The organism is Pedobacter sp., assembly GCF_035317785.1.
Classification (GTDB): Bacteria; Bacteroidota; Bacteroidia; order Sphingobacteriales; family Sphingobacteriaceae; genus Pedobacter.
The window spans coordinates 1-25,734 of sequence record NZ_DATHGC010000308.1; the positions used below are offsets into that span (position 1 = coordinate 1).

General features: G+C 39.2%; 28 protein-coding genes, 1 tRNA gene and 1 pseudogene. 7 read left to right on the forward strand and 23 right to left on the reverse strand.

All coding sequences use genetic code 11. The annotated features are described in order from the left end of the window. On the reverse strand, positions 1 to 447 hold a 447-nt coding region (locus VK541_RS19285; protein WP_324372052.1), incomplete at its 3' end, for a DUF6266 family protein. A gap of 465 nt (positions 448 to 912) precedes the next feature. On the opposite strand from VK541_RS19285, the gene VK541_RS19290 reads away from it, so the two are divergent. The 3 genes from VK541_RS19290 to VK541_RS19300 all read left to right on the forward strand — a co-directional run bounded on the left by VK541_RS19290 (position 913) and on the right by VK541_RS19300 (position 3,067). Further along, positions 913 to 989, forward strand: a tRNA-Arg gene (locus tag VK541_RS19290). 480 nt (positions 990 to 1,469) lie between these two features. Beyond that, on the forward strand, positions 1,470 to 2,798 hold the full coding sequence (locus VK541_RS19295; RefSeq protein ID WP_324372053.1) for an ISL3 family transposase: 1,329 nt from the start codon (positions 1,470 to 1,472) through the stop codon (positions 2,796 to 2,798). Then, positions 2,756 to 3,067, forward strand: a complete 312-nt coding sequence (locus tag VK541_RS19300; RefSeq protein WP_414692631.1) for an ISL3 family transposase — start codon at positions 2,756 to 2,758, stop codon at positions 3,065 to 3,067. The genes VK541_RS19295 and VK541_RS19300 overlap by 43 nt, the downstream gene beginning before the upstream one ends. Positions 3,068 to 3,113: 46 nt before the next feature. Here VK541_RS19300 and VK541_RS19305 read toward each other — a convergent pair whose 3' ends face one another. From VK541_RS19305 to VK541_RS19335, 7 genes are all read right to left on the reverse strand, one after another. Beyond that, positions 3,114 to 3,956 (reverse strand): hypothetical protein, encoded by an 843-nt coding sequence (locus tag VK541_RS19305; RefSeq protein ID WP_324372055.1) that lies wholly within the window; start codon positions 3,954 to 3,956, stop codon positions 3,114 to 3,116. A gap of 144 nt (positions 3,957 to 4,100) precedes the next feature. Next, a complete protein-coding gene (locus tag VK541_RS19310) occupies positions 4,101 to 4,352 on the reverse strand; it encodes a hypothetical protein (protein ID WP_324372057.1) in 252 nt (83 codons plus the stop codon). A gap of 650 nt (positions 4,353 to 5,002) precedes the next feature. Beyond that, positions 5,003 to 6,955 carry an endonuclease gene (locus tag VK541_RS19315; protein ID WP_324372058.1) on the reverse strand — a complete coding sequence of 651 codons (1,953 nt, stop codon included), beginning with the start codon at positions 6,953 to 6,955 and terminating at the stop codon, positions 5,003 to 5,005. Positions 6,956 to 6,986: 31 nt separating this feature from the next. Then, entirely contained in the window at positions 6,987 to 7,901 is a 915-nt protein-coding gene (locus VK541_RS19320; RefSeq protein ID WP_324372059.1) for a hypothetical protein, read from the reverse strand. Continuing rightward, on the reverse strand, positions 7,885 to 8,307 hold the full coding sequence (locus VK541_RS19325) for a hypothetical protein (RefSeq protein WP_324372060.1): 423 nt from the start codon (positions 8,305 to 8,307) through the stop codon (positions 7,885 to 7,887). Before VK541_RS19325 ends, VK541_RS19320 begins: the two co-directional genes overlap by 17 nt. A 52-nt stretch (positions 8,308 to 8,359) precedes the next feature. After that, positions 8,360 to 8,746, reverse strand: a complete 387-nt coding sequence (locus VK541_RS19330) for a pYEATS domain-containing protein (protein WP_324372061.1) — start codon at positions 8,744 to 8,746, stop codon at positions 8,360 to 8,362. Beyond that, positions 8,746 to 9,165: a hypothetical protein gene (locus VK541_RS19335; protein WP_324372062.1), complete on the reverse strand. Its 420-nt coding sequence runs from the start codon at positions 9,163 to 9,165 to the stop codon at positions 8,746 to 8,748. Before VK541_RS19335 ends, VK541_RS19330 begins: the two co-directional genes overlap by 1 nt. Positions 9,166 to 10,151: 986 nt before the next feature. On the opposite strand from VK541_RS19335, the gene VK541_RS19340 reads away from it, so the two are divergent. Continuing rightward, the gene (locus VK541_RS19340) at positions 10,152 to 11,261 is read left to right on the forward strand and encodes a hypothetical protein (protein ID WP_324372063.1); all 1,110 of its coding nucleotides are present in this window, start codon (positions 10,152 to 10,154) and stop codon (positions 11,259 to 11,261) included. A gap of 133 nt (positions 11,262 to 11,394) precedes the next feature. Here VK541_RS19340 and VK541_RS19345 read toward each other — a convergent pair whose 3' ends face one another. The 8 genes from VK541_RS19345 to VK541_RS19380 all read right to left on the reverse strand — a co-directional run bounded on the left by VK541_RS19345 (position 11,395) and on the right by VK541_RS19380 (position 17,432). After that, entirely contained in the window at positions 11,395 to 11,532 is a 138-nt protein-coding gene (locus tag VK541_RS19345; protein ID WP_324372064.1) for a hypothetical protein, read from the reverse strand. A 295-nt stretch (positions 11,533 to 11,827) separates the two neighbouring features. Next, the gene (locus VK541_RS19350; protein WP_324372065.1) at positions 11,828 to 11,989 is read right to left on the reverse strand and encodes a hypothetical protein; all 162 of its coding nucleotides are present in this window, start codon (positions 11,987 to 11,989) and stop codon (positions 11,828 to 11,830) included. Between the two features lie 627 nt (positions 11,990 to 12,616). Then, the gene (locus VK541_RS19355) at positions 12,617 to 13,711 is read right to left on the reverse strand and encodes a hypothetical protein (protein ID WP_324372066.1); all 1,095 of its coding nucleotides are present in this window, start codon (positions 13,709 to 13,711) and stop codon (positions 12,617 to 12,619) included. Beyond that, positions 13,712 to 14,338, reverse strand: coding sequence for an ABC transporter ATP-binding protein (locus VK541_RS19360; protein WP_324372067.1), 627 nt, complete (start codon positions 14,336 to 14,338; stop codon positions 13,712 to 13,714). A gap of 527 nt (positions 14,339 to 14,865) precedes the next feature. Continuing rightward, the gene (locus VK541_RS19365) at positions 14,866 to 15,594 is read right to left on the reverse strand and encodes a recombinase family protein (protein ID WP_324372069.1); all 729 of its coding nucleotides are present in this window, start codon (positions 15,592 to 15,594) and stop codon (positions 14,866 to 14,868) included. 87 nt (positions 15,595 to 15,681) lie between these two features. Then, complete coding sequence (locus tag VK541_RS19370; protein WP_324372070.1) at positions 15,682 to 16,245, reverse strand: dihydrofolate reductase family protein; 564 nt, start codon at positions 16,243 to 16,245, stop codon at positions 15,682 to 15,684. Between the two features lie 177 nt (positions 16,246 to 16,422). Beyond that, positions 16,423 to 16,854, reverse strand: a complete 432-nt coding sequence (locus VK541_RS19375) for a lipocalin family protein (RefSeq protein ID WP_324372071.1) — start codon at positions 16,852 to 16,854, stop codon at positions 16,423 to 16,425. 50 nt (positions 16,855 to 16,904) lie between these two features. Then, on the reverse strand, positions 16,905 to 17,432 hold the full coding sequence (locus VK541_RS19380; protein WP_324372073.1) for an RNA polymerase sigma factor: 528 nt from the start codon (positions 17,430 to 17,432) through the stop codon (positions 16,905 to 16,907). Between the two features lie 311 nt (positions 17,433 to 17,743). Between VK541_RS19380 and VK541_RS19385 the strand changes: the two genes are divergently transcribed. After that, positions 17,744 to 18,766: a chemotaxis protein CheB gene (locus tag VK541_RS19385; RefSeq protein WP_324372074.1), complete on the forward strand. Its 1,023-nt coding sequence runs from the start codon at positions 17,744 to 17,746 to the stop codon at positions 18,764 to 18,766. Positions 18,767 to 19,077: 311 nt separating this feature from the next. Here the strand turns inward: VK541_RS19385 and VK541_RS19390 are convergent, their stop codons facing one another. From VK541_RS19390 to VK541_RS19410, 5 genes are all read right to left on the reverse strand, one after another. Next, positions 19,078 to 19,839 carry a hypothetical protein gene (locus VK541_RS19390; RefSeq protein WP_324372075.1) on the reverse strand — a complete coding sequence of 254 codons (762 nt, stop codon included), beginning with the start codon at positions 19,837 to 19,839 and terminating at the stop codon, positions 19,078 to 19,080. Positions 19,840 to 19,894: 55 nt separating this feature from the next. Next, on the reverse strand, positions 19,895 to 20,362 hold the full coding sequence (locus VK541_RS19395) for a hypothetical protein (protein WP_324372076.1): 468 nt from the start codon (positions 20,360 to 20,362) through the stop codon (positions 19,895 to 19,897). 103 nt (positions 20,363 to 20,465) lie between these two features. Beyond that, positions 20,466 to 20,717: a hypothetical protein gene (locus VK541_RS19400; protein WP_324372077.1), complete on the reverse strand. Its 252-nt coding sequence runs from the start codon at positions 20,715 to 20,717 to the stop codon at positions 20,466 to 20,468. A gap of 645 nt (positions 20,718 to 21,362) precedes the next feature. Then, positions 21,363 to 21,794, reverse strand: a complete 432-nt coding sequence (locus VK541_RS19405) for a hypothetical protein (protein ID WP_324372078.1) — start codon at positions 21,792 to 21,794, stop codon at positions 21,363 to 21,365. Beyond that, positions 21,794 to 22,348 carry an RNA polymerase sigma factor gene (locus VK541_RS19410; protein WP_324372079.1) on the reverse strand — a complete coding sequence of 185 codons (555 nt, stop codon included), beginning with the start codon at positions 22,346 to 22,348 and terminating at the stop codon, positions 21,794 to 21,796. The genes VK541_RS19405 and VK541_RS19410 overlap by 1 nt, the downstream gene beginning before the upstream one ends. 104 nt (positions 22,349 to 22,452) lie before the next feature. Here VK541_RS19410 and VK541_RS19415 point away from each other — a divergent pair, with 104 nt between their 5' ends. Continuing rightward, complete coding sequence (locus tag VK541_RS19415; RefSeq protein WP_324372080.1) at positions 22,453 to 22,797, forward strand: DUF6249 domain-containing protein; 345 nt, start codon at positions 22,453 to 22,455, stop codon at positions 22,795 to 22,797. A gap of 26 nt (positions 22,798 to 22,823) precedes the next feature. Further along, the gene (locus VK541_RS19420) at positions 22,824 to 24,473 is read left to right on the forward strand and encodes a DUF4932 domain-containing protein (protein ID WP_324372081.1); all 1,650 of its coding nucleotides are present in this window, start codon (positions 22,824 to 22,826) and stop codon (positions 24,471 to 24,473) included. A 189-nt stretch (positions 24,474 to 24,662) separates the two neighbouring features. Here the strand turns inward: VK541_RS19420 and VK541_RS19425 are convergent, their stop codons facing one another. Beyond that, positions 24,663 to 25,355 carry a porin family protein gene (locus VK541_RS19425; protein WP_324372082.1) on the reverse strand — a complete coding sequence of 231 codons (693 nt, stop codon included), beginning with the start codon at positions 25,353 to 25,355 and terminating at the stop codon, positions 24,663 to 24,665. Positions 25,356 to 25,401: 46 nt separating this feature from the next. After that, positions 25,402 to 25,734: pseudogene (locus VK541_RS19430) on the reverse strand (TetR/AcrR family transcriptional regulator); the annotation flags it as partial.

Here is a 25,734-nt window from a genome sequence, read left to right on the forward strand (position 1 = left end):
CAGGGTCACCTTGTCTTCGGCGCTGCGATAATTGCTAAAAGCGCCGTTTTGCCAGCTAAAGTCGATGGTATTGGGCTCGCTGGAGAGGGCTGCCGGCGACCATACGCTCAGCAGGTCGCCTTTACTGTACAGGAGATTCGGGAAATCAATATTCAGGTCCGGATAACCGCCGGTTACCGCATACTGCATGTTATAGGAAAGGGCCGAATTCATAGGGGTTTTCTTATCGTAATTCTGAAAGCAGTTTTCAATAATCTGATCTACACCCAATAAAAATCCTCTGAAAAGCACCATTTTCAGTCGCTGAGCCAGTTGCGGTGGGGTTGCAGGTTTATTGCTGGGTTCGGGTAGCCCCCTCATGTAGTCAATTCCTCTCCATGATGCGCCCACCACAGCTCCGACTTTTCCTGAGAAAGCGCCGAGGATTCCGTTGGTAATTCTGGCCATAACTTTGTTATTTATGAATACGTTTGTTATTGTTGTTTGCTAAAATCATTAATTTTAACGTTACAGCTATAAATCAGATGAAATTTTTTTAAAATTTAAGGTTGAGGTTATGGGTAAGCTGCATATTGGTCAGGGGCAGGCTAATGTCAAGTCCTCACATGAAACACACCTCATTCACACTTTCTTCACAAAAAGGTACCTGTTTGTGGCTTTGGTGTGAACAAGGTGTGAAGAAAGTGTGAGTCAGCACTTATCTGTGAAGCATTTTGAGGTCAGGGATACACGAGGAATGCAATGGATAGTGATGTTGAGCAGATGCTAATGAACGCAGCATTGTTGAAGCCGGGAACGAAATACGCTATTAATTTTCAGTTTGTTAAGGCAGGCTTAGGAATAAATTGCTTAAAAAAATTGCGAATTTGGATTCCAAGCATTACTTTTGCAGTCCGTTAACGAAACGGAAATGCATTCGTAGCTTAATTGGATAGAGCACCTGACTACGGATCAGGAGGTTAGGGGTTCGACTCCCTTCGAGTGCACCACAGAAAGAGGAAATTGCAGCAATGAGATTTCCTCTTTTTTTATTTATATATCTGATATTCAGACACTTGAATTTTTTCGGATTGGTTGATTTTTGAACTCTAAAATCTTAGTGTTTTTCGAAATTTTTGAGTATGCTTTTTTTAATGTATTGATATATAGTTATTTACTTTGTTTTTTATTAAAAATCAAAAAAAATGGTTCGATGTCCGGAAGGGTAAGTTAAAGAGAGTCGAACCTGGGGAATATATCCCTAGTAGAGTAAATTGTCTATTTAATAAAAAATGGTTAATAACAGGCGATTAGATATTGATTTTAGGATTTTTTGTCTCAAGAACAATATCTAAATGCCTTGTTTGCCTTTGAAATTAATTTACCGTCCCCGGTCAGCGCATACACATAATTTGGGCATTCAGCGAAACTGGTTCTTCCCCAATTTTGGTGGTAGCATGATATCTTGACGACTCCGTCGTTAGAGGTTCATGAACCTTGCAAATCTGATTTTCCCTGCCAATGACATATTTAAGGTCATTTCGGTAGATAACCAAACCGATCTAATAAGTATTTACGTTCAAAGTGGGCAAAAGGCTTGTAGATGTCCGAATTGTTGCGAGCCCTCCACTAAGTTACATAGCTATTACACACGGAGATTCAATGACCTGCCTACTTTTGGAAAGGCTTGCAGGATTTTTTTGCGATCACGTAAATATTATTGTCTTACTGAGGAATGTCCCCTTAAGATTTTCACGGAATGTTACGAAGATCATTTCAGGCCACGCAAGCGAACAACCAGTCGCCTAGAAGGTAAGCTCTTTAATACAGTTGTGGAGCTGGGAGGGAAAGCGGCAGAGCGCATTTGCCACCATTTTTCAATACCGGTAAGCGATACTACGTTACTAAGGCTCATCAACAATGCGTCGCTACCCGACTCCAGGGTTTTTACAGCGATAGGGGTTGATGACTGGGCATATAAAAAGCGGGAAAGATACGGCAGTATCCTGGTGGATTTAACAACAAGAAAAGTAGTAGATCTATTGCCAGACAGAGAAGAAAAGAGCTTAATCACCTGGTTAAGGAAACAGCCAAAACTTGAAATAATAACCAGAGATCGTTATGGTAAATACAGACGTGCGGCAACTAAAGGGGCTCCCCAGGCTATACAGGTGACTGATCGCTGGCATTTACTAAAAAACCTCAGCGAGGCCCTCACTAAAATGATGAACCGTGAATATGCCGGATTAAATCGATCATTAACGCCTAAGATTGATGAAAGCCCGGTGGAAGTACCCGGTGCGTTGCCTGTTAGAGAAAAAGAAGTGGCCACTACGGGAATTATAAAACAGCGGTTTGATGAGATGAAGAAATTACAGGCAGAAGGCCTGCCAATAACGAAGATTGCAGGTCGGCTTGGCATGAGTAGGCAAACGGTTAGAAAATATATGTCGACAGAAACCTTGGTTCGTAAATCCTACAAAAATAGGGGCATGATAGAGAATTATTTCAACCATATTAGAAAACGCATAGAAGAAGATGCAAACCTTTACCTGAAAACATTATGGAGTGAATTACGGCTTATGGGATATCCCGGAGGATACAGCACGCTTTCTGAAGCCATGGCTTACTACGGCATTCGCATTGGAAAGAAAACAAAGAATCCAAAATCGCCAGAACAGTCAGGTTCATTCTTTAAGCCTTCTAATGCTGCAATGTTATTCCTAACTCCAGAATACAAGCTAAACATTACGCAGAAGGAGTTAATAGATAAATTATGCAAATCATCTTCCGACCTGAAATGCGCCTGCTACTGGTAAGAGATTTCCGCAATCTCATGGAAAACAAACTTGGAAACAGGCTTAGCGCTTGGATAGCGAATGTGCAGCATTCAGGTATCAGAGAGATTACCGCCTTTGCAAAAGGTCTATTGAGCGATTACCAATCTATAGAAAATGCAATCAGCATGCCCTGGAGCAATGGCCCCGTAGAAGGTAATGTAAATAAGCTAAAAACAATCAAACGACAAATGTACGGCAGGGCTAGCTTCGAATTGCTCAGAAAAAGATTAGTGCTGGCGTCAACTTAGCCATCATAAATTAGAGAAAGCCACATACCTTGAAACATGGTATAGATTATTCTTTTAATTTAAAATTGAATACAACAGTGCCGGATTGTATGGTCTTATCTGATTGTACCAAGCGTGATTTCATCACTGCCTCTTTACACTTTTGATTTAGATCTTCGTCACCTAGTGTTGTTCCTTTTACGCCAGGGATAACATTAGTAATCCGTCCATCTTTTTCAACAATAAAAAAAAAAACAATGTTCCCGGTTTTCTCCCCACGATATATCGGGTAAGCCAAACCAGTAAATCTTGACAAATCTATTGGAATGGGAGGTTCAGTGTCTTGGTAAAATTTGGCAAAAAGCCAATGATTATGGAATCTCATAAGACTACTATCCTTTGTAATATAATTTTGAAAACCTGTTTGGTTAAGAGATTGAATGATCTTTTTCGATGTTCCCTTCATATCCCAGTCTTTCAGTGATGGTCTATTATGTAAGACAAAATATCCTTTCGTAAATCTAATTACGTCGAGAGGATGTCTGTCTTCAGCAGCGTATAGTCGGTATCTGGAATATTTTTTCTGAAAGATGGTCATCGTATCTCTTGTTTTATTGTTCGAAATTTGGATGAGATGAAACTCCCTGATATGAGTGTAATACTCATACAGCAACCAGCTTTCATAAAATGCTGCCTCAATTTGAGTATTGCGCTCGCCATAATTAAGGGAAGCATACCTTGATCCATCTGGCCTAATCGATGTTATACTGAATGATGAGTCAGCATCAGTAATAAATTTGCCATTTGCATCTATCAACTTAAATCTATAGGCATATGATGGTTGCTGCGCAGTCGCATGGTTTAAAAAGCTTAAGCAAATAGCAATTGAAAAAAGAAGATATCTAGTCATGTATCAAATATAGAATTTGTAGAAATATAAGTGGAAAGTCCCCATCTAAACTGCTTCCTCCTAACTCTTATTAGTCAGTACATGTCCCGCATGAAATTCTTTTAAGAAATTCCCAAAAGGTAGCTCTAACCATAGATACCAAAATTAAAATGCTACCAACCACCAAAAGTGGGGAAGAACCACTTTCGCTGAAATACCCACTACTTTTGTTAGACGTCTAACATTGGTGAAATTATCAAATCTAGGATTATCAGTGACAATTGCTGTATTTTCAGAATGGGCCATTTCATTTGCCAGATAAGACATGAATAGAAATGCTAATTCCTCCGAGACCAGGATTCCATTTTCGATGGGTTGTCCTATGTTTTTGTCCTTACAATAATCAACCCATTCCATTGAAAATTTGTCTGAATAAATGAGGAAGTCCCAACGACTCATATCTTACCATCGCCTTACAATATTCACTCTATTAAAAAGATAACTTTCACGATAAGAGTCTTTAAAATATCGCTCTGTATCATTTATCGCTCTTCTTGTTGCCTCAAAGTCGTCACTATATCTGGGGCTTATTGGATTGATTAAATCAGTTTCTTTCCGAATTTGATCAAACCTAGCACTTACCAAATGAGATCTTGTTTGGGGGATAATGGGGCGGTATTCTTCAAAATACAGGAGTGCAAATTTTAGCCAAATGTCATCAGGTGGCTCAAAAGAAGGATAGTAAATCAAAGGTTGCATAGTGCTGACTTTCTCTTAAAGGTAAAAATTTAATGCTAATATTAATTCGGGCAAATTTGAAAAGGTATTTGTTGATCTTAATGAGCTTTTTAATCAACACGCTCATGTGCGTCCTTGCTGATCCTAGTAACAATATCTTTGGAAGTTTAGCCGATTCTACCTGCTTGGGAACTGTAGGAAATTTTCAAAGAACAAGGTCAGTGTTAATTCGAAATACAGGAATCTATCTGGACGGACCATCAAAACTGGACAGAGTAAAATAGACTGGCCTTATTCGGTAAAACTACCGTCGTGCACTGCTGTTAAGCTTAGATTGCGTTACTGAAATCAAATTTTTGTTCAAGTCCCGGAAAATCTATAAAAGGATTTCGGTTTCCCTGAAGCTGGAATATTTCGTGGTTCCGATGTTTCTCATATAGTGTGATCTTTTGCTCAGACGACCAGTTTTTCAGCATGGTGATGTCTTCTGATTCGTATTTTGTGATGGTTTTTGGATACCGCACCAGGAAATAAAGAACGGCTCTTGCCACAACGCCTTTATTGTTTTCCGGTTCAAATTTGTCATTTTCCATATTGCCGCATTTCAGTCTTTCTTTCTCCTGATCTGCCGGAACTGGCTTATAGTGTTCGAACTCAGTGTAAGCATGATCATTCCGGAAACTGTTGCAGCCTGATTCGCAGGCGAACAGATGATGCAGATCACCTTTCATCGGTTCCTGTTTTCTAAACCAGGACTGGCATACTACATGCTCACAATTGTAGGGCAGGAGTGCTTCTAGTGCAATAACCGATTCCGTAAACGCCTCTTTGCTCACCATCTTTTCATGTTTGCTGATCTCTATAAATTTGAGTTCACGGTCGATATCTACTTTTTTGTCAGCCAAGATCAATTCTTCGGGGCTGAATTCCATTGTAGAATAGATACTTCTGAGTTTTCCATCATGATAGAGATCCACCTTTGGATATACAAATTCAGAAGGACTGTAATTGTGATGTTTAGTGTGTGTTTTTTTCAGCAGGTTATGCAGCTGATCAAATGAAGAAGCGGATATGTCCGGAATTTCCCGGTAATACTGTTTTGCATTCTCCTCATCCTTTTCCTGAGGATAATAGACCTCCTTTTCAAGTTGCTCTGATGTTTTACCTACAGATTTGATCAGGATATTCGGGTCGGTAACGGGACTGAAATGATTAAGCAGGAAAGGGAACTCGATAGCAGCCTTTGTGGTAATATCAATGATAATGCTGCTTACCCGTACCCCTTCATTTTCCAGCCAATTGATCTGAGATTCTCCCTGAGCTTCCTCCCAGACCTCACCCTTCAGGTTCAGGATACGCAGTTGATTGTCCCGATTGGGAACGCCGGAGTGGTGTAAGGCCACTACTTCCCATTTGTCATTGAAAACAGGCGCGCCGGATGCACCGTTTTTAGTATCGGTTTCATACCTGATGAAAACAGGCAGATCCAGGCTAGTAACCCTGTTCCCACGTATGGCGACCTTTTTCTTCTTCCCGTCTGGATGCTGAATAACTGAGACAAAGTTTCCTTCTTTTGTTTTCCCAAGACTGGGGTTTAATTTCAGAAAACCAAATTCGTTTATTTTTGCCGCGCCGTCGGCAGATGTTTCTTCCAGCCAAATGATGGTATAGTCATATGGCTGGTTGGTATAAAATAGTTTTTCGGGATTGAATCGGAATACCCTGGACACCGTCGGAAGATTGTCCGCTCCTAGTTCATAATTGAATTCTGCGTAGGATAAGCCTGCAGTCCCTTTATTAGAAAGCACATGGTTATTGGTGATCATGATGTTGGGTGCAATAAGAAAACCTGTTCCGGCCGAGTCATCATCACCGCTTTCGGAGATCACTGTTACTCTGCAGACCGATTTTGCCGCTAATGCTCCTTTGATAAGGTAGTTCACCTCCAGCATGTCATCTCCATCAATGATCCGCTCTAACTGGCGCTTGTCATTAATAATTTGCTTTAAACTAATGTCGTTCTGCTGGATATAGGAGCCAAACTGCTTTGGACTGACCACTTTGTTTTCGGGCTGCTCGGTGAATCGCCGAAAGTTTATTTTTTCGGCAAGGATGCCTCGCTGCTGTTTGGCTACAAAGGGATTGTCTGCGAATTCTGTGAATTCCATTTTGCCTGTACGATTTGTCAGATCTGCAAATTCCGGCAGATCTGGTGCTGTGCCGGAGGTTTGTCTGGCCTCGGTAAGGCTGATCTGCTCCAGGAACTTTTCAAAAGCTTTCATATAAGATTGATTATGATTATTAAGAAGTTTACTATAATTTAATTCTTGCTCCCAGAGCCAGCTGTCCATACTTTTGATCGTCTAGCCCTTTCATGGGATTGCCACCCTTTACATGCTCATAACCAATCGTAATGGCATTGACACCTGTGAATTTGATATTAAGGGCCGCTCCAAGCGTCTGAGATGTCCCGACATACAGGTCGGTATGGTCACTAGTGATTTTTGCACGATCAGTGATGGTCCATTTTAACTGCAGCAGATTGTATTTTTCAAAGGCTTTATACAGAAACCCGCTTAACGGATAAACTTCTAGATTAAAAGTTCCGCTGACCATGGCCAGTCTTTCATAACCGATATATTCCAGTCCTACACTGTGTGAATGACGGTACTGCAGCCAGTTGGCAAAACCACCGGCTGCAGCAGCGGGAATGACCTGATTAGGTTTAATATAATTTAGGAATGTGCATTCAAAAGGCTGAGCAAAATTGAGGCTGCCTGCAGCTATAAACTGAAAGCCCCTGGTATCTTTAATGAGGTCCCGGGTATGCTTTGCTGAGACATCCAGATCTATCTTGCCGTGGATCTCACTGTCTTTCTCGCTGAGGACGAAACCATGGAAGAATTTAAGGCCATACTGCTGAACGCTTTGCTTTTTTGAGACTAGATTATTTCTCTGAAGCTCACTAGTTGCAGATAAAGTATTCAACGAATCGAATTCAAGGTCGAGACTGAAATAACCATTCACCAGGTAGCTGTCCTTGCTTTCACCATCCTTTTGAAAGGTAGCAGCAAATTTAGCCGCTTCTGCCTGTGTAATTTTGTTGTCGGATGCCTGTGCCAGGGAAATACCTAATTTTACCTTTTTTTCTGACCCGACCTGTGCCATGCTTTCATCGCTTAACAAGAGAAAAGAAATGATAATAAGGAGATTAAGCAGCGTTTTCATAAGTTTTTTTGATCAGGTTAACAATATCTTTGACGGTTAGGCAGGCGACAGCTTCCGCGGAGGTGATCTTTGCAGGTGTTTTTGTGGAACCTGTGGCTGTAAGGAGTGCCCGAACGGTATTGTTGCATTTGGTGTGGAGAGAATTTTTGATCCACTGCGTGTTAATTCCTAATCCGAATTCCAGGTTTGAATCCGGTTTTATTTCGATTCCCGGAGCCGGAAGCTGCGGTTTAAGAAAGTTGATCACCGCCTGTAGGATGTCATCATCCAGAGAGGCTAATAACTTTATCGTGTCAAGGATCTTTTTCAGCCTGGTTTTCTCCAAAGCTTCATTTGTTATTGCGTTCTCTATAGTCTGCACCAGAAGATCAATGTCCTCCTTTTCAAGATTAAGTTTGAGTGGCATAATTTAGATGGGTTATAGTTGGTTATTGAGGAAGCGTTTAATTTTTAGTGTCCTACATGTTTCGTTCCGCTTCGGTTACCGGAAATTGTACCATTCCATTGATCTTAAGAGGGTCACCGAGTCGCAGATAAATAGTTGCTTGGATGGGGTAGTAGCCATAGGACCAGACTTTAATGTCGAAACCTGAAGCACGGGAATCCGAGGTGCGGAATCGTTCGCGGTAGCTGCTGTGCAGTTCATATTTTACTAGTGTAATGTCGCTGAGCTGATAAGCGTTGGAATACTCTCCTTCGCCATATGCGATGTAGATCCGAATATAATAATTCAAATGTTTTCCGTTCTTGAATCTTTTGGGCGGGATGAACTGATCCCGTTCAACTTTGATCACAAAGTTATTCTGTTTTCTTTTGAACTCTTCGTATGTATCTATAAAAGCCATTATCCTGGAAGTTGAATGGAAGAATCTGTTTCATCAGCCGGAGCGTCGTCTGTGTCTGCTGCATCGTTGTCTTTTCCAGAATTGTTCTTTATCGCTTCATCCCTTTGTTTTATCGCTTCTGAAACAACAGCTCCTGCCTTCTGTTCCGTCTGCCTGATCTCTTCACTGGCCTTTTCTGCTTTAATTGCGCCCTCCCTCTGACCAAAATAATAACCAATTACTGTAGTCAAAGCTGTACCTAAAAGTATAAGGTAGTTCTTTAACAATTCGAACCAGCCTTTGGTAAGATCTGGATTTTTTCCAATGTTGAGTTTAAAGACAAAGAGATTGACGACGATCAGGAGTGCAAGCACGCCAATGAAGCCCCAAAGTAAGACCAGGGCAATGTTTTTGGTGGTTGGATCTTTAGATTCTTCCATGAGAAACGTTTTTATAAATATATATAATATTTCAATCTCTTGTGTATTTTGTGAAAATATTTTTCTTATGCATACATCTATAAATCAATATATTGACGGTGTTTGTGTGATAGGTATTAAGGGGATGTTAATTTGTAGATAAATTTATAATGTATTTTAACGTTCGTGCCAATAAAACCATCGGCCGCTGCGCTTATCCTGATCCGGGAAAAAATGTATAGATTTCCATTTGATCGACGTTTTAAAAAAACACATGCCCGGTTCGCTAACGCTGCACTTGATCGGAAGGTCTGGTATATAAATACGAAAGGCGAGTCTAATTTTAGACTGCATCTGGCCCTTATTCCTTGGATACGACTAGGCGCTTGCTACCGTTGAAAGATCACATCTTTGAAAAGTATGTTTACCGCCTTACTGATCACCGTTATAAACCTGTGCTTCCTGGATATGGATCTTCTATTCTTTAATTCGTGAAGTATTAATCTCTACTAGAGATGAACTTTGTAAGTGCCATCTCTAGTAGAGATTAATACGCAGGTTATACACATGTAAATATTCCACTCGGGAAAGCAAATGTGTATTTAAATTCTATCTACTTAACACGAGTTTCCTATATTTTCGGCTTTACAAGTCACTGGGCATTCTTTTTCTTCTTCCACGGTCGTCTATGTTTAACCAGAAAGTCACTACTAAGGGGTTCCTCTAAAACCCAAGTGCTAATTCGAGCTATTTTCTTCAAATCATCATAAAATTTTCTAAGCTTTAGTTTTTCCAGGAGCACAGAAAGTTTCCCATATGGGAAAGATTGTTAAAAAATCTATTAAGAGCCTTTGGAACTATCCAAAGGCTCTTTTGCTTCATGGCTCTTTGCCTGATACAAACACTTTTGACGCAATGATAGCTTACTTGTAGGATTCTATGTTACCTGGCTCATCGCTTTGAATACTGTGACATTTGATTAAATTTGAGATAGCCAAATAATCACTATGAAAAAACTTCTACTTTGTCTTCTATTTTCAGGGATTGTATTTTGCTGTGATGCTCAAACTTATATAAATCCAGGTGTTGATACCTCCGGCAAAGACGTTCAGAATGCGTTGAAGTTTTATAATAAATATCTAGGTAGCTTTAATAGTAAAGATCTACCGGATTTCTCTAAGTTTTGGTCGGCCGACGAACTTGTGCTCCGGACTATTCCTGATCAACAAATTTACGCTATTAATGATAATACATTATACTCGCAAGGATATAAAGCCACAATACTGTATATAAAGCCAATGAGTGGCCACGTCCATTTAAAAACACAATTCTCTGCCATTAATGATGCTGTTGGAAATATTATGACTTTAGCAGTAACAAATCATTATGTAGACGTAAATGGGAAAGACGGCCCAAAGTTTATTAATCCATTTACAAGAAACTTAGTTGCCTGGCGCAACAAAAAAGTTAGAAATGTTACTTTCTTTTATCAGCCGCAGCATAAGTTCAATGCTAGAAAGGCAGATAGTTTAATACGGCAAGTCGTAAAGCTCGAAGGTGAATGGAATTTAAAACCAATTAATATCCGGTATTACTTTGCTAAGACTTCGGATGAACTGCAAATCTTAAAGGGTTTTGATTTTGCATTGCCTATGGGTAACCGGGATAAGCCCTCAGGTATTTCAGATGACACGGATAATCAAGTGTTTTGCGCCGGTTTGGGTGAAAATTACTTTCATGAAGTTGCGCATGTCTATTTAAACCGCCTTTACCCTAAATCCCCGCTAAAGGAAGGGCTTGCTGCCTTTTATGGCGGCAGTATGGGTCATAGCGTAAAGTGGCACCTTAAAAGAGTAGATGCTTATTTAAAAGAACATCCGGAAGCAGACCTTAATAACATTGAAGATTTCTGGTACCCTGACTCTCATACAAATCCAGGTAGCGCCATTAGAGGATTAGTTTGTCAGGTTATTTATGAAAAAGATGGAATTCAAGGTCTCAGACGATTGATGTCTTATACCTCCCTGAAGGAGATTTTTCGAGACGAACTAAAGGTAGAGAATGGAAGCTTAAATTCTTATTTGCGAAGACTAATCAAAAAATATAGTCAATTTTAAAGGGCGCTCACGCAAAATTGATGCTTACAAGTCACAGTATAAGTATTGTCGGCTAAAGCCGGTAATTGATATTTACTTACAACTGCTATACAGACATGTGGCTGTTCTTCGGCTTGTATTGGTGCATTGTTGCTCATTTATAGGTCTGTACACCTGCAGACACCTGCCAGACACCTATAATACACCTGGAAAACACTAAGTTCTCCTTAACCGTAGCAGGGCTTTTCCCAGGCTTGGCATAGGAGTGAGTTTTTGGGTTTCTGGTTTTCATAACCGAATATAATGATCAGAAGCCTGCTGCTGTGCGTTTCGTGCGTTAGGTGGCCTGCTGTGCTTTTTTTGGCGCACAGCGTCATTCTATGCGCTTAAAATGACAAAAAATTAACAGGCGAATTTCGTTTAATATAAGAAATAAGTGATTTAGTCCTAGGATTAATATAGTTCGTCCCTAAATCCGCTATTTTCTCATCATTGATAATTTAGACCGGATGCTTTCTTACCAGCAACTTTCGCCGACTGACGATAACCAGATTTAAATAGACGTCTTCTCCTGATATAACTCGTCATTAACGTCTGGCTACAAGGCATGGATCGGCATCTATTTTATAACTGTCCAGTTCTGGATTTACTTGTCGTTTGGTCTTGTCCTGCAATAACTTGTCAATCCATTTATAAGTGCATTTCAGGTATCCCATATGGGAATAAGGAACCCTGTCGATTTCCCACATGGGATGGCATTTTTTACGCTATTTACTTCCAATCGATTAAACAAGGATCAGCGTTGAGAGAATGTCAAACGCGTATTTCTCATGTCGTCAATATACTTTTTCATGTCTGCAACTACCTTCAAATCTCCAAAGAATTGGTGTGTGCGGAGTATATCTGGGGGCACAAAAAAGTTTCCCATATGGGAAAGATTCTTGAAAAATATGTTTATAAGAGCCTTTGGAGAATATCTAAAGGCTCTTTTGCGTATAGTGTAACCCAAGGAAATGATTTTACCCAAATAAACACTTCTGTGAATTATTTCCGCGGTGTAGCATTTAGCATAAATTACAAGTTTGGAAGAAGTGACAATTCCATAAAAAAGAATGTTAGGTCTATAAATAATGAGGACTCTACCGGAGTCAAACCGTAATTTTCTTTGTTCAAAGTGAGGTGTCATATTTGTAAGAAATTACGATTCCAATGATCAATATATGAGTGATATTAAGTTTGATAATCCCATCGTGGCGTTTATCGCCTGATGAATTTCACTTCTGGCTTTGGTATTACACAAAAACGAAGGTATTCGTGTAACCCATTATCATTATTCCGCCGTTTCTTGATAATCGCCTGATGATGCCACCAACTTACTATTCCTCAACTTTTAAATCTGTCCTATCAAAATTCATCAAATAATATAGTGCGCAACTGCCCAACAAGACTAAACTGAATAACAAATAATAGTGCGCAAGAATTGGCCACATCGAAATAAAGAAGAAAAACAGCAGCCACCTGAGATAAATATCCATGTTTAACTTTACGAAATATAACAAGGTTAACAGGAAAAGCAATCCAGCCAGACCAAATAAAAATCCATTAATAATTGCATATACGTCGTACTCCGATGATATAATCAAAAACATCCATTCGGGTAACAGAATGATTGCTAAAGTCAATAACCAGCCGAGTAATCTTTTATAAGTTGATATTGGCAGACTTTTGCTGAAGTTCAGATACGCTATTTCGAATTTCAACAATGTGAAGACCAATACAGCATGGCATAAAACAGATGCCAATAAAGCCACTAATAACACTCGCGTGTCATGGCCAATATCTGCGAAGATCCAGAGGATGCATTTAAAGAAAATCAGCGACAAAGCTTTGCACATCAATAGCATCAATGGCTGTTCATTCAGTAAATAAAATAACGGCCAGCTGAAGAATGGCCTTTTAATTTTAATATATGGATTGATTCGGTGTCTTTCTTCCTTTAAAAAACCAAACGTTACTGATCGATAAGAAAGGAATGATAAGCCAATAGCCAGCGCAGCAAAAACGACCAAAATACAAATCAGGCAGAGAAAAAAGCGGTTATAAACACTTATGCCAATCAGCGCAAGAACATATATAATGATGGGTAAAAGAATTATACAATATAAGGCCAGCCATAGTTTTAACTGAGGACTCCTGTCCAGTGTGCCTACTTCGTTAATAAAATTATACTGAGCTAAGGCTAATTTTTGTTTGATAAAGTAATGAACTTTAACACAATATAATACCCAGGAAACAAATACTATCACAATTCCAACTGGAGATGAAACCCCGGCCAATAATAAAGCTTTATGGTAACCGATTAATTGTGAGGGTTCCACTACTCCAAATAAAACATAAAATCCCATAAGGAAAAAGCCCGCATGCTGCTGATAGAACTCTTTGGCTAAACTGTTTATTAATAACCTCAACATTTAAAGTTGAATAATTTGTTTATTGATGATTTGATATACTTTATCTAATTTTAGTTGATCATTGCTAACTTCCTGATGTGAGGAAATAAGAAAACTTTTTCCTTGTGAGGCCTTCTCAGTAATCAGTTTATTAAGCTTATCTGCTGATTGAATATCAATTGTTATTAGCGGTTCATCTAAAATGTATAAATCAGCATCGCCGACAAGTGCACAAATCAATGAAAGTTTTTTTAGCATGCCGCTAGAATAACTGGCAACTACATTGTCGAGAAAAGGCGTCATTTCGAAATGATCAGCAAGCTCTTTAGCTTGTTTTCTATCCGCCTTTCGGGTTTCGGTGTAAAAATCAATCAGTTCTTTTCCTTTAATAAATAAGGGATACTGTGGCTCAGCCTCGGCAAAACTAATTTTAGAGCGAAACTTTACCGGTTCTTTTCTTAAATTAACCCCATTCAATTGCACTTCACCTTTAAACGGTATTTGCCCAGAAATGATTCGGAATAAGGTTGACTTGCCTGTGCCATTTCCTCCTTTTAACCAGTAAATTCCTTTATTGACATTCCACTCACTGAAGCTTAGTACCTCATGAATACCGTATTTCTTGTTGATGTTTGTTAGGCTAAGCAAATTAGATTTTAGGTTATGATCAACTAAAGCATCATTTGTTACTTAATTTGTGAAAACTGGAATGTCTTGTCCTGCAATAGTTGTCCTTAACGTTGGGCTACAAGGCATGGATCGGCATTTATTTATAACTGTATTTCGGTTATCCCATATGGGAATGAGCAACCTTAGCGATTTCCCACATGGGATGCCATTTTTACGTCATTTACTTCCAAATTGATTAAACAAGAATCAGCGTTGAGGGAATGTTAAACACGTATTTCTCATATCATCAATATACTTCCTCATATCGGCGACTACCTTCAAATCATCAAGGAATTGGTGTGTGCGGAGTATATCTGGGGGCACAAGGCCGGAGTGAGATTCTTTCAAAGAATTTTCTCCGGTTTTTTATGTCTTAACTTGTTGTTAACCTGGTAGATGATCTCGGCAGCTTGATTGGTTTTTTCGGTTCGATGAATTTCGCCGTCAAACACCCATTTTTGAGGGAAAATAGAACCGATAATCAGCCTTTTTATATCAGAATCGGCCTATGCGTAAAACTGGGGCAGTTTTTGAAGGTTTGATGTCGCTAAGGTTGCCAAGCCTTCTATGTCCAAATCTTCAGACGTTTCTTCATTCAATCTTTTTAGTTCTGCTTCAGCCCTTACGATCAGATTTTCGCACTCAGCCTTAATATTCTGGTATTCCTGACCACTGATGATGTCCGTTAACAGGAGTTCCCTGGCTTTGGTAATCCTGTTGTTTTGCTCAGTAACGATTTCTACGGTTCGACTACAGTCCGACCTTGTTGTTTTCAGCTCATAATACGAATCACAAACTACTGCTTGGAACAATTCAGCCATTCCAGGCTTTGGAACAAATTGTTTCAACATACGCTCAAACAAGATATTGGTCGGCTCGGTCTTAAATCTGATTCCGCAGGCTGATTTACAATGGTAATAGTGATAATAATTCTTGCGGCCTTTTGACGCACTTCCGGTAAGTAACTCGTTGCATTTAGGACAGATCAGAAATCCCCGTAATGCAAGTGAACGCGACAAAACCGCCTTTGCGCCTTTTTTTGTGTTAAATTGCCGCTTTCTGCCGTCTAGTATATCCTGAACTTTGTAAAACAAGCTTTCAGAAATCAGAGGTTCATGTTGACCATCTACCAGCTGTGCTGCTTCATCTTTAAATTTTGGAACACGTATTTTGTCACAATAGCCGAGATTACGGATAAAGTCCCAAAAACTGCTCCGGCTACATTTCAAGCCCATTTCCCTTCGCCAGCAGCGCGGTGTTCTGCACTGATGCCCACCATAAACACTCCTCCCATCACAGGTGTCAGATATCTTAGTACTGTATTAGCCAATGTTATATGAATTCACGACAAGCCCGTTTTTGTACGAAACTGAATTTTCAAGTTTTAAAGATTTTTTCTCTGAAAAAATTTCAAGACCATGGCCTATGGCAACTGGGTTTACTAAAAAATGGTATTCATCTATTAAATCATGCCGGATCAGCTCGCTTACAAATTGGACGCCGCCATATACAATAATATCTTTGCCAGGTCCATTTTTGAGGGCTTGCACTACAGCCACAAGGTCGCCGTTTTCCACCTCAATATTTTTACCATCGATTGCTGAACCTTGCTTGCTGAAAGCAATCTTACGCATCCGGACAATTCTTTGGGCAGTAGGGTATTCAGGACTGTCCTGCTGATTATTGGCTATGTCTTCCCAAACGTCGACAATCACTTCGGCCGTTTTTCGGCCCAGGATCATGGTGTCAGTACTATCAAGTTGGGCATTTATAAAGTCACCAAGTGCTTGGTCTGAACCAATCGTAACAATCCAATCCAGTTGGCCTTCGGGGCCAGAGACAAAGCCATCCAGACTTATGTGCATCTGTAACTTTAATTTTCTCATGTTATTCATTTTAAAGTATATGGATATCGTAAAGATATTTACTAAACAACAACAGGGTAGATATGTTCGCGACATCGAATAACTCCTGTTTTTTATAACTTTCAGATCTCCCTGCATTTCCTTAACCAATTTGACGAGCATTTGTAAATCAGACTGCGCATCAGGTATTTCCCCTCCTTACTTTATTCGCTTATATACAATCCGTGCCTCTCCTGCGTCCTGATCGCCACCATCCGGATAGTGCCACGTGCCGGTATACTCAGAGTCATCGTCATTGAGTGTAGCTTCAAAGTACGTGTCTGAATCTTTGCCACCAAGGCTGACGCGGATTTTTTGGCCCTCCAGTACCCAAGTGTAGGTGGAGTCATCGCCCTTAGTGTCCATGTAGTGAGCCCGAAGTGTGTCGGTGTCTTGATCGTAGGCCACATGCTGAATATTTTTTATTTTCTTACCATCGACGACAAAATCGACATTCATAACCAGGAGAAAGCCTCCTTTCATGGATTTATATTCAGCCTCACCATCTATTTCTTGTCCTTTGACCTGCCATTTACCGCTCAAACGCTCGGTTAGCTCTTTTAGTTTTGGATTAATATTGTTATTGTCCATAATCTCTCATAAATAAATCTCTATCTCATTAAGCACCAAGCGTACCTGTCTTATAATGCGGATAATTTGTAGGAACCGCGATACATTTTCAACTGCTCTTTCAGGATTTGTCTTGCAATATGGATCCGGGTCTTTACCGTTCCGATCGGGATATTCAGTTCCCCGGCGATTTCGTGGTATTTATAACCTTCGAAATACCTTAGAAAAGGACGGGAGTATTCTGGCTGAAGTTTGTCCAGGGCTTTGTTGATATCTTCCATCACAAATTTGTTCTCCCCCTGATTGCTTTGTGCACTACCCAAAAGCTGGAATGAAGACAGATCTTCTGAGGTTTGGATCAGCGCATTTCTTTTGCTGCGCCTGCGGTAATCATTAATGAACGTATTCCTCATGATGGTATACAGCCAGCCCCGGAGATTGGTGCCCTGTCTATACATTTTATGGTAGCGGATAGCTTTGATGATGGTGTCCTGCACTAAGTCGTTGGTGTCTTCTAAATCATTGGTGAATTTCATGGCGAAAGCTTCCAGGCATGCGCGGTGGTTACAAATTTCATTGTTCAAAGTCATGTTTTCCATAGGAAGAGGATGTTTTTTAGTTTTTCGTTAGGAACTGTGATTATTACAATGACTATACCAAATTCGGCAAAAATCGCTCGTATAAAAATTTAATGATTTGTTAATCAGGGTCTACTGGAGCAATTACGCTGTTTATAAGAAGATTCTATAAAGAAAAATACTAAAGAAAAATAAGCTCAGAAAATTGGCATCATTGATGCAGATGACGCAGCGTGTACGAACTAATAGACTCCGGCCTCTTGATGCCATCACAATATCTACCCCATAAATTTTCAGTATCTTGATAAGGCAATCATTAAATTCAGATGAGAATGAAGTCAAAAATAAATAAGGCAATCAATCCAGACCAGATTATTGTGATTGGTACTTCTGCAGGCGGGCTTCAGGCGCTGAGACAAGTTATTGAACAGCTGCCTCAAGACTTTCCGGTTCCAATATTGGTAGTGATGCATATCTCAGCTGATACAACTGGAAATGTGGTTCTTGATGTGCTCAATAAGTATGGGCAATTAAATTGCGCACATGCAATCCACGGTAAAAAAGCAATTGGGGGAAAAGTTTATCTTGCCCCTTCTGACCACCACCTGATGGTAGAAAAAGGCGGCGTACTTATGGTTACTAAGGGCGCGCAGGAAAACCGGTCACGTCCGGCCATTGATCCGCTTTTCCGCTCGGCGGCTGTGGCCTATGGCAATGGCGCGACAGGTATTATCTTGACCGGTTACCTGGATGATGGCACCGCCGGGTTAATCGCACTAAAAAGATGCGGCGGAATTTGTGTTATTCAACAGCCTGCTGATGCGGAGTATCCTGATATGCCTACCAATGCCTTGAATCAGGTAAAGGCGGATTATTGCGTTGCACTTTCGGAAATGGGTGCACTGCTTTCTCAACTGGTTTACAGGAAGATTGGCAAGCGAAAACCGGTACCCAAAGACGTCATCAGAGAATCTGAGATTGCCGAGCGTGTGCTTAGTGACCTGGGTGCGGTCAACTCCCTGGGGGATCAGGTACCCTTTAACTGTCCTGGCTGTGGTGGCGTGCTATGGAAAGTGGGGTCAGGGGCTGCGCTGCGCTACCGATGCCATACCGGCCATGCCTATACAGCAAAAGTACTGCTTGCCGAGCAGACCAAAAAGATAGAGGAAACGATGTGGACTGCCCTTCGGATGTTTGAAGAAAGACGGAACCTGCTGACTACGATGGCTGGTATATCAAATACAGCCTCCGCACGTTCGGCAGCTGAACGTGCTAAACTTTCCCAGGTTCATATTGACCGCATCCGCGCAATCCTGATTTCGGATGATAAAGAGACAAGTGTTTCAAAGCATTAATTCAGTTCGCGTGCAAGTGTTTTGTTGTGAGTAATTAAATCTTTATTTTAGAATAAATCCCAAGATGGCAGAAGAAACTGAAAGTAGCCAGCAGCCCGATGGCACCCAAATAAGACAGGAACTTTTGGCCAAATCCAAAGTGTTGAAGGAAAAAACCGCCTTACTGAAGGTACAAATGAATGAAACTGCCAAAGCTGTAACGAATTTCTGCACGAGGATAAAAAGAATATCACAGAGGAGGGATCAGAATAGCGTTATTGAAAATCCTGTAACGAATGGCAGGTTTCATGGGTTTTTTATATTCAATCTGCTTATAAGCTTCGTAAGTGTAGTTCCTTTAATTGTATATTGTCCTCAATTTGCAAAGTCTTTAACTTACTAAAGTTTGAGATATTATTGAAACTGTTAAAGCCTAGTACCCAAACAATTTCTAAGTTTTCAATATCGTTTTTTTCTATTTCCTCTATATTGCTTCGCCCACCAAGGATAATTTTTAATGTCTTAAGTTCTTTGAGTTTATTGATAAAGTGTAGTGGAGCTTTGGAAATTGAATTAAGATTTAGCTGATTCAATTGACTTAGTTCTCCTATGGAATCAATGTTTTTGGTATGTCCACAGACCATTAGTGTGGTTAAGTTGTAATAGTTTCTTAGGTGGTCTAAATTAAATGCCTTTGTTCTGGTGTTTGTTAGCATTAGGTATTTAATCTTATGGAGATTTTCCGCCCCCAATATTTCGGTTTCTTTCATTTCAAAAATACCGAGCCCAAATCTTTCAAGGTGCAAAAGTTTAGTAACAACCTCCAAGTTTTTAACTTCCAACATGCAGTCCAGAGACAAATATTTTACTTCAGGTATCCTGTCCAGGTTTTTACAGTCGAAGGTATGTCCATAGAACCTGACTCCAAAATGAGAATCATAGTGCTGACACAGGTTATTAATCTCATTGAGTAGCTTGTCCGTATAAAGTTTATCAGAAAATTGTACGATGACCTCCCAACCTGATTTGATCTGTTGTTCGATTAGCTGACGGTCAAGTTCTGTTGGATTTTGGATTCTGTTTTGTAGGATCATGAGCATTACTTTAAGAATCCAATATAATCGATCTTAATTCAAAATACAATGAGTATTAGGAATCTGATTTTTTCACGTTGGCTGTATACTGTTTAATTAAGGCTGATAAACTCGGTAGCCCTGATTTGATCCAGTTTTTCTTTAAAGCACCTTTTAACGCAAATTGAACTTTACTATTTTCCAGTTTTGCAAGGAGAGTTGGTATTTTTGTTCCGTCATAAAGTTCAATGACTTTAAAAGATGATGTGAAATCGTTGATGAAACGTAGATTTTGTTCATAAACACCTTTAATAGTTGAAGGCTCTACGTAGTGCCCGCCTTCCATTACTCTTTGGCCGACCCTTGCCACGCAATCACTGACCTTGTCCAGGCATAGATAATTTAGTTGAACTTGGTAGCTATTATTTTCAAACAAGTCAATGTATCTCCAATAGTCTGGATGTGATAGTGGCGTTTCTAGAACAAAATGTCTACGCTCCCTAATGGCCCTTTTCATTTCTTCTACCAGCTTATCTTCCATCATTCTGGTCGCTTTTGGTAGTAGCTCTGTAATATTTACTCCGGTCTTAGTTAGTTGCTTTTCGAATTCAATACGGGTATTATCTCTATCAAATGACCAAATGCCGTTAAATCCTGACCTGATTTGCTTCGATGTTAGACAAGGTTTTTATAATACGGTATTGGAATATTTCACCTTTTGAGCTAACTTCTTGAAGTTCAATGTGACCGTCGGCAAATTCCCTGTAAACTTGACCGTCAGGCAATTTATCGGAAAGGATTAAAAATGGAAGGTTTTTGCTGAAGTTCTTCGTACGGAGTGCCTTTATAGTACTCAGATAATGTTCCTTCTTGATTTCGAATTCAACAACTGCGGACATAATTATTTCTTTTATTAAACTATAAATTTACCAATGTAAAAATACTTAATTTATCCCTTAAGTGCAAAAAACCGTTGCTTTTCCGTTATAAAGACCCTACTAGAGAAAAGTTCATTTTACAACATCTCTAGTAGGGATGATCTTGCAGTTTCATCACTAGCAAAATCATCCCATTTAGACAAAATTTAAATTTTGTAAATTAATCGGTCTGGTGTTTTGTAAAACCATTTTCTGCCCATACTTGCGTTAAAGGCTTGTTTTTCCTTCCTGACTTGTATAATATCGTTTGTAACGGAGCTTGAAATCTCTACTAAGGGGCTCACTATGAAATAGTGCATCCAAGTTTGCAATTTTCTTCAAATCATCCAAAAACAGGTTCGAGTACAGTCCTGTAAAGTGCACAAATAAGTTTCCCATGTGGGAAAGATTTTTGAAAAATATATTAATAAAAGCCTTTAGAGATTATCTAAAGGCTTTTATTGTTTCTTGGTATTTGTCTGATAAAACCCAGTTGACATGAATACTGCATTACACAAAACGAAGGTTTCCGTATAACTTATAATCATTATTCCACCGTCTAAATGATAGGAAACATCACAACATTCATAAGGCTTGATTCTTCACTGGCACAATTCTTTAAAGAGGTTATACATATATTGACTGTGCATTTTTTTTAACAAAGACTTTATCCAGAACTTGGATCACTGTTAGACTTAAAATTATAAATAAGAAAACTTCATAATGTGTGGTGAGTATGCTAAAAATTATTTCGATAAATCCAGGGTCTACGAACATAATGGACAAGCTGGTAAGTAAAATAAAGAAGGCGCTAATTGTAAGAATAACGAAAGCATATTTGATCGATTCTGCTTTATGCTGTTTTCTGCTAATCTGCCGGATAATTTTTTCTGCTATATTAAAGTCAATAGCAACATAGGTTTCATTAGAAAGTTCCTGGAACAGTATCCGGTAAGCACCAATATCTTCCTGACTGCCTTGCGACCAGTCAATATCTTTTATACCTTTTAGCTGGTCTTCTACTAATTGTTGAATCAGCTCCTCATCTTTGTTTTTCATTATAATGCTTTTAAATGTTTTGCCAGTTTGTCTTTCAATAATTTTCTTGCCCTGAACAAATAGCTTTTGACCGTACCGTCTGGGAGACCTGTAATCTCACCAATTTCAATGTAAGATAATTCCTGTAGGTGGTACAAAGTCAGTATTGTCCGATAAGGTAGCGGAAGCTTTGCTACTTCTTCTTGTATGTATGCTGAGGTACTCTTTTGTACCAATAAGCTTTCGGGGTTATCACTTGCCTGATAGCTATTTTCAAATGCGTTAAGATCAATTATTACATGTTTTTTGCCTGAAACCTTTTTTACATGATTAACAGCCGTATTAAAAGCGATCTGCCCTATCCAGGTAGAAATCTTAGATTGGTACTTGAAACTGTGCAGACTTTTAAAAACCTTAATAAATACTTCCTGACATAGATCATCAATATCGTTTTGATCCTTGATTATCCTCCTAATCATACCAATTACAAGCGTTTCATGTTGGCTGACTATGATCTTAAAAGAATTTAGGTCTCCGTTAAGTATTCGCTCAATGGTTTCTTTTTCATTTTGCATTCGATGGGTTAGACAGCCAGTAACCTGTAAATGTTGCAGAAAAATATTTGCAACATTCATTTGCATATCCTTGTCTAACCAGACAAATATTAAAAGTATTAAAAATGGAACAGAATCTTGCCGTAGCACTTATGTTTATCGTCTCTGTGATTGCACTTACAATCATCATCATTGCCTTATTAAATCATCGCTTAAAAAGCAGAATGGTCCGATTAGGGGTAATGGAGGAAAGCGCGATTAAAGAATTAAATAGAATTAATTATGTATTTAAATTAGATCCGCTAAAATGGGGGCTAATCTTGCTATTTGGAGGCTTAGGCTTAATTTTGCTCAACTATATACCTTACCCAACCGATTCGCTGCTGCCCTATGGAGTAGAAGCTGTATTTCTCTCATTTGGATTTATATCCTATTTCTATTTATCCAGAAAAGCAAATCAGCCATTTTAATACTTGTCCTATAAAAACAAATTTTTATGAAAAATCTATTTAAAGCCCTTTTAGCTTTCGGCATCCTACTGTCTTTTAATGTCATTAAATCAAATGCGAAAAGTTTCCGGAAATATGAAGCAAAGGTAAACGGTATTATTTATAGCGTGGACCCGAGGATTGAACTGTTCAATAGTGTAGCTATGCTTTTTGGCCACAATGGTATGACATTATCAAACATATCTTATAAACAAGAAACACTTACTTATTTTGCATCTTACAAACAGCACCCGGTAGTTGATTCACTATTGAATAGCTTTAAAGCAGGTTGGGGCGTTGACGATCCTGTTTTTTTTATGCTCTGCCTAGATAGTAAATTTGATTTGAAGTCAGGGCTGTCTTCTGGATTGATTGAAAGAGGGGGTGGGATAGACAGATTGAAGCGACTTGCTTTTCTTTTCAAAGATTTCGCGAATAAATCTAGATTTTATACCTACTTCAATGAGATACAACAGCCATTTTATCAACAGGTAGTTGAAAATACAAAATACAACTTTAAAGACTTTAAGGCAGTCCTTTTGCTTGAGAACTACTATGGAGAAGAAGCAAACGATTACAATTTTATACTTAACCTTTTGGGTGGCTATGGTAACTTTGGGCGGCCAATTACAAGGAATGGCAAAAATTCACTGTATGCCGTGATAGAAACCAACAGCGTTATTGGTAACGTTCCGGTATTTCAACCCTCTATTCCTACAGTCAAACTTATCATACATGAATTTAGCCATAGTTTCGTTAACCCTTATGTAGACCAATTTTCAGACAAATTGAAACAAGTGGATTCTTTGTACCTGCCTATTGAAAAATCGATGAAAAGCCAGGGTTACTGGCAATGGGGTGTAACAGTAAATGAGCACGTCGTTAGGGCTGTAGTAACAAGAATAGCATCACAAATTTATGGTAATGCATTTGCCTTTACTAATTTTTATAAGCCGGAATTTGGGAAACGGTTTATTTATATAGATGCTATAATAGCTAAATTAGCTTACTACGAAAAGCATCGTGAAGAATATCCAACGTTTAAAAGCTTTGTCCCTGTATTGCTAACTGCGTTTGACGTCATCAATAAAGATACAATTCACAGATTGCAGGAAAAGGTAGAAGAGTTCCGAAAGCCTAATGTCGATAAAATTCCCAAGCCTTATGATTTCGCTCGTGACAGTACTACCTATTTTATCATGGGTACCCATGAAGCGAACAAAGACGCTCAGGCATCTTTGAAGGCATTCGTTATAAAATACCGCAATATGATCTCAACGAGCAGCGTTATCATCACTGACGAGGAAGCCCTAAAAATGCCATTAAATAATAGTGACCTCATTATCTTTGGAACGCCAGAAGGCAATACGTTTCTGAAGAAATATATCGACCGTCTTCCCGTGACGATTTTAAAAGACCGGGTGCTAACCGACAAAATACTAATGGGTGATGATTATCAAGTGGTCACGTCATGGGTCAGCCCATTTAATGCAAAAAAAGCAATGATTATTTATACAGCTCAAAAGACAGAAAACATCAACAAGTACGATTATTCACCCGTTAAAGACCAGTACCATTATTGGGTAGCCAAAAATACAATCACAATAGATAAAGGAGATTACGGTAACTATTGGCAAATGTGGATGTTTAGTTTGTAAGGGTTAAATCCTGATCTTAGAACCGTAACGAAATGGGCTTTTTTTATTAAATAATTGCTATCTTTAATAAGCCAACCTAAATTATTATGGAAAATTAAAAATCTGCAGGCGAAAGACTTTTTACATGCTGCCATAATGCATAGTGCTGTTAATCCAAAAAGTATTTGAACGAATTCTTCATATTTTATCTTATAATTTATATCCAATAGAGATACCCAGACCCCTGTTCCTCAAACTGCCACCTGGCTGATACCCATTGAAGTGGGGGACAAGATTAGCTATACCCGCTGTTCCTGTAATTTGCAGGGACAGACATTCCCGGAACTCATAACCAACTGTAGCATTAAAGCCATAATCAAATGGTCTTCCATAGTTATATTCGGAATCATTGCGAACAGAAGCATCGTTCCTGAAAGCCACATTACCATTTCCCTTGCTGACAATATCCCCGATGATTATATCTGTGTCTGACTTCCAGCTTCCTCCAGTTCCATAGGCAACGTATGGCCCTGCACCCAATAATAAACGCCCCATCCCCAACTTCGGCTTGTACAGGAAATTAACCGGCAACTCTAAATAGTCCGCTTTTACCCTCAAATTGGTAGCTGATCCGAAACCGCCACGTTCCTGTTTGAATCCTTTACGGGCATACTGCAATGCAGGCTGGATATAAAAATTATCAGCCAGGTGCACATCCGCGGTCAGACCAATAAGCAAACCGGACAGTGATTTTGTATTCTGCTTATCTCCATTCTCCGATTTGTCTGTAACATTCGAAATGTTCAGTCCCGACCTGATACCGAATTTGGTTTGCGCATTGGCGATATTAAAGGTGAAAATGAGAACGATCAGCAGTGACAGTCGTATGTTTCGATATTTCATATTTACTTTGTCTGTATGTTTATTTATTGTATTCGTCTTATGTCTATTATTGATCATAAGTGTTTTCTAATATCCTGGTAATGGCATTTTTGATTCTGGCCATCCCCTCCGGCGTATTAAGGTCTATTTCGCAAAAGAGTGTGTCGGTTGATTTCGCGTGAAGCACCAGGTAATAAATACCTGCAACCATCAGGGCTGATACCGCCCTGAGATCAATATCTTTTCCTTCAAGTTCTTTATCAGAAAGCCTAAAAAAGATTTTGCTTAGCAGTTCTCTTTCCTCACAAACTTCTTTCATGATTTTGGTGCCTTCACTAATCTGCCACAGGATTATTTTTTGCATTTCTTCATTGCTGAAAAAATAATCCACCTGATTTCG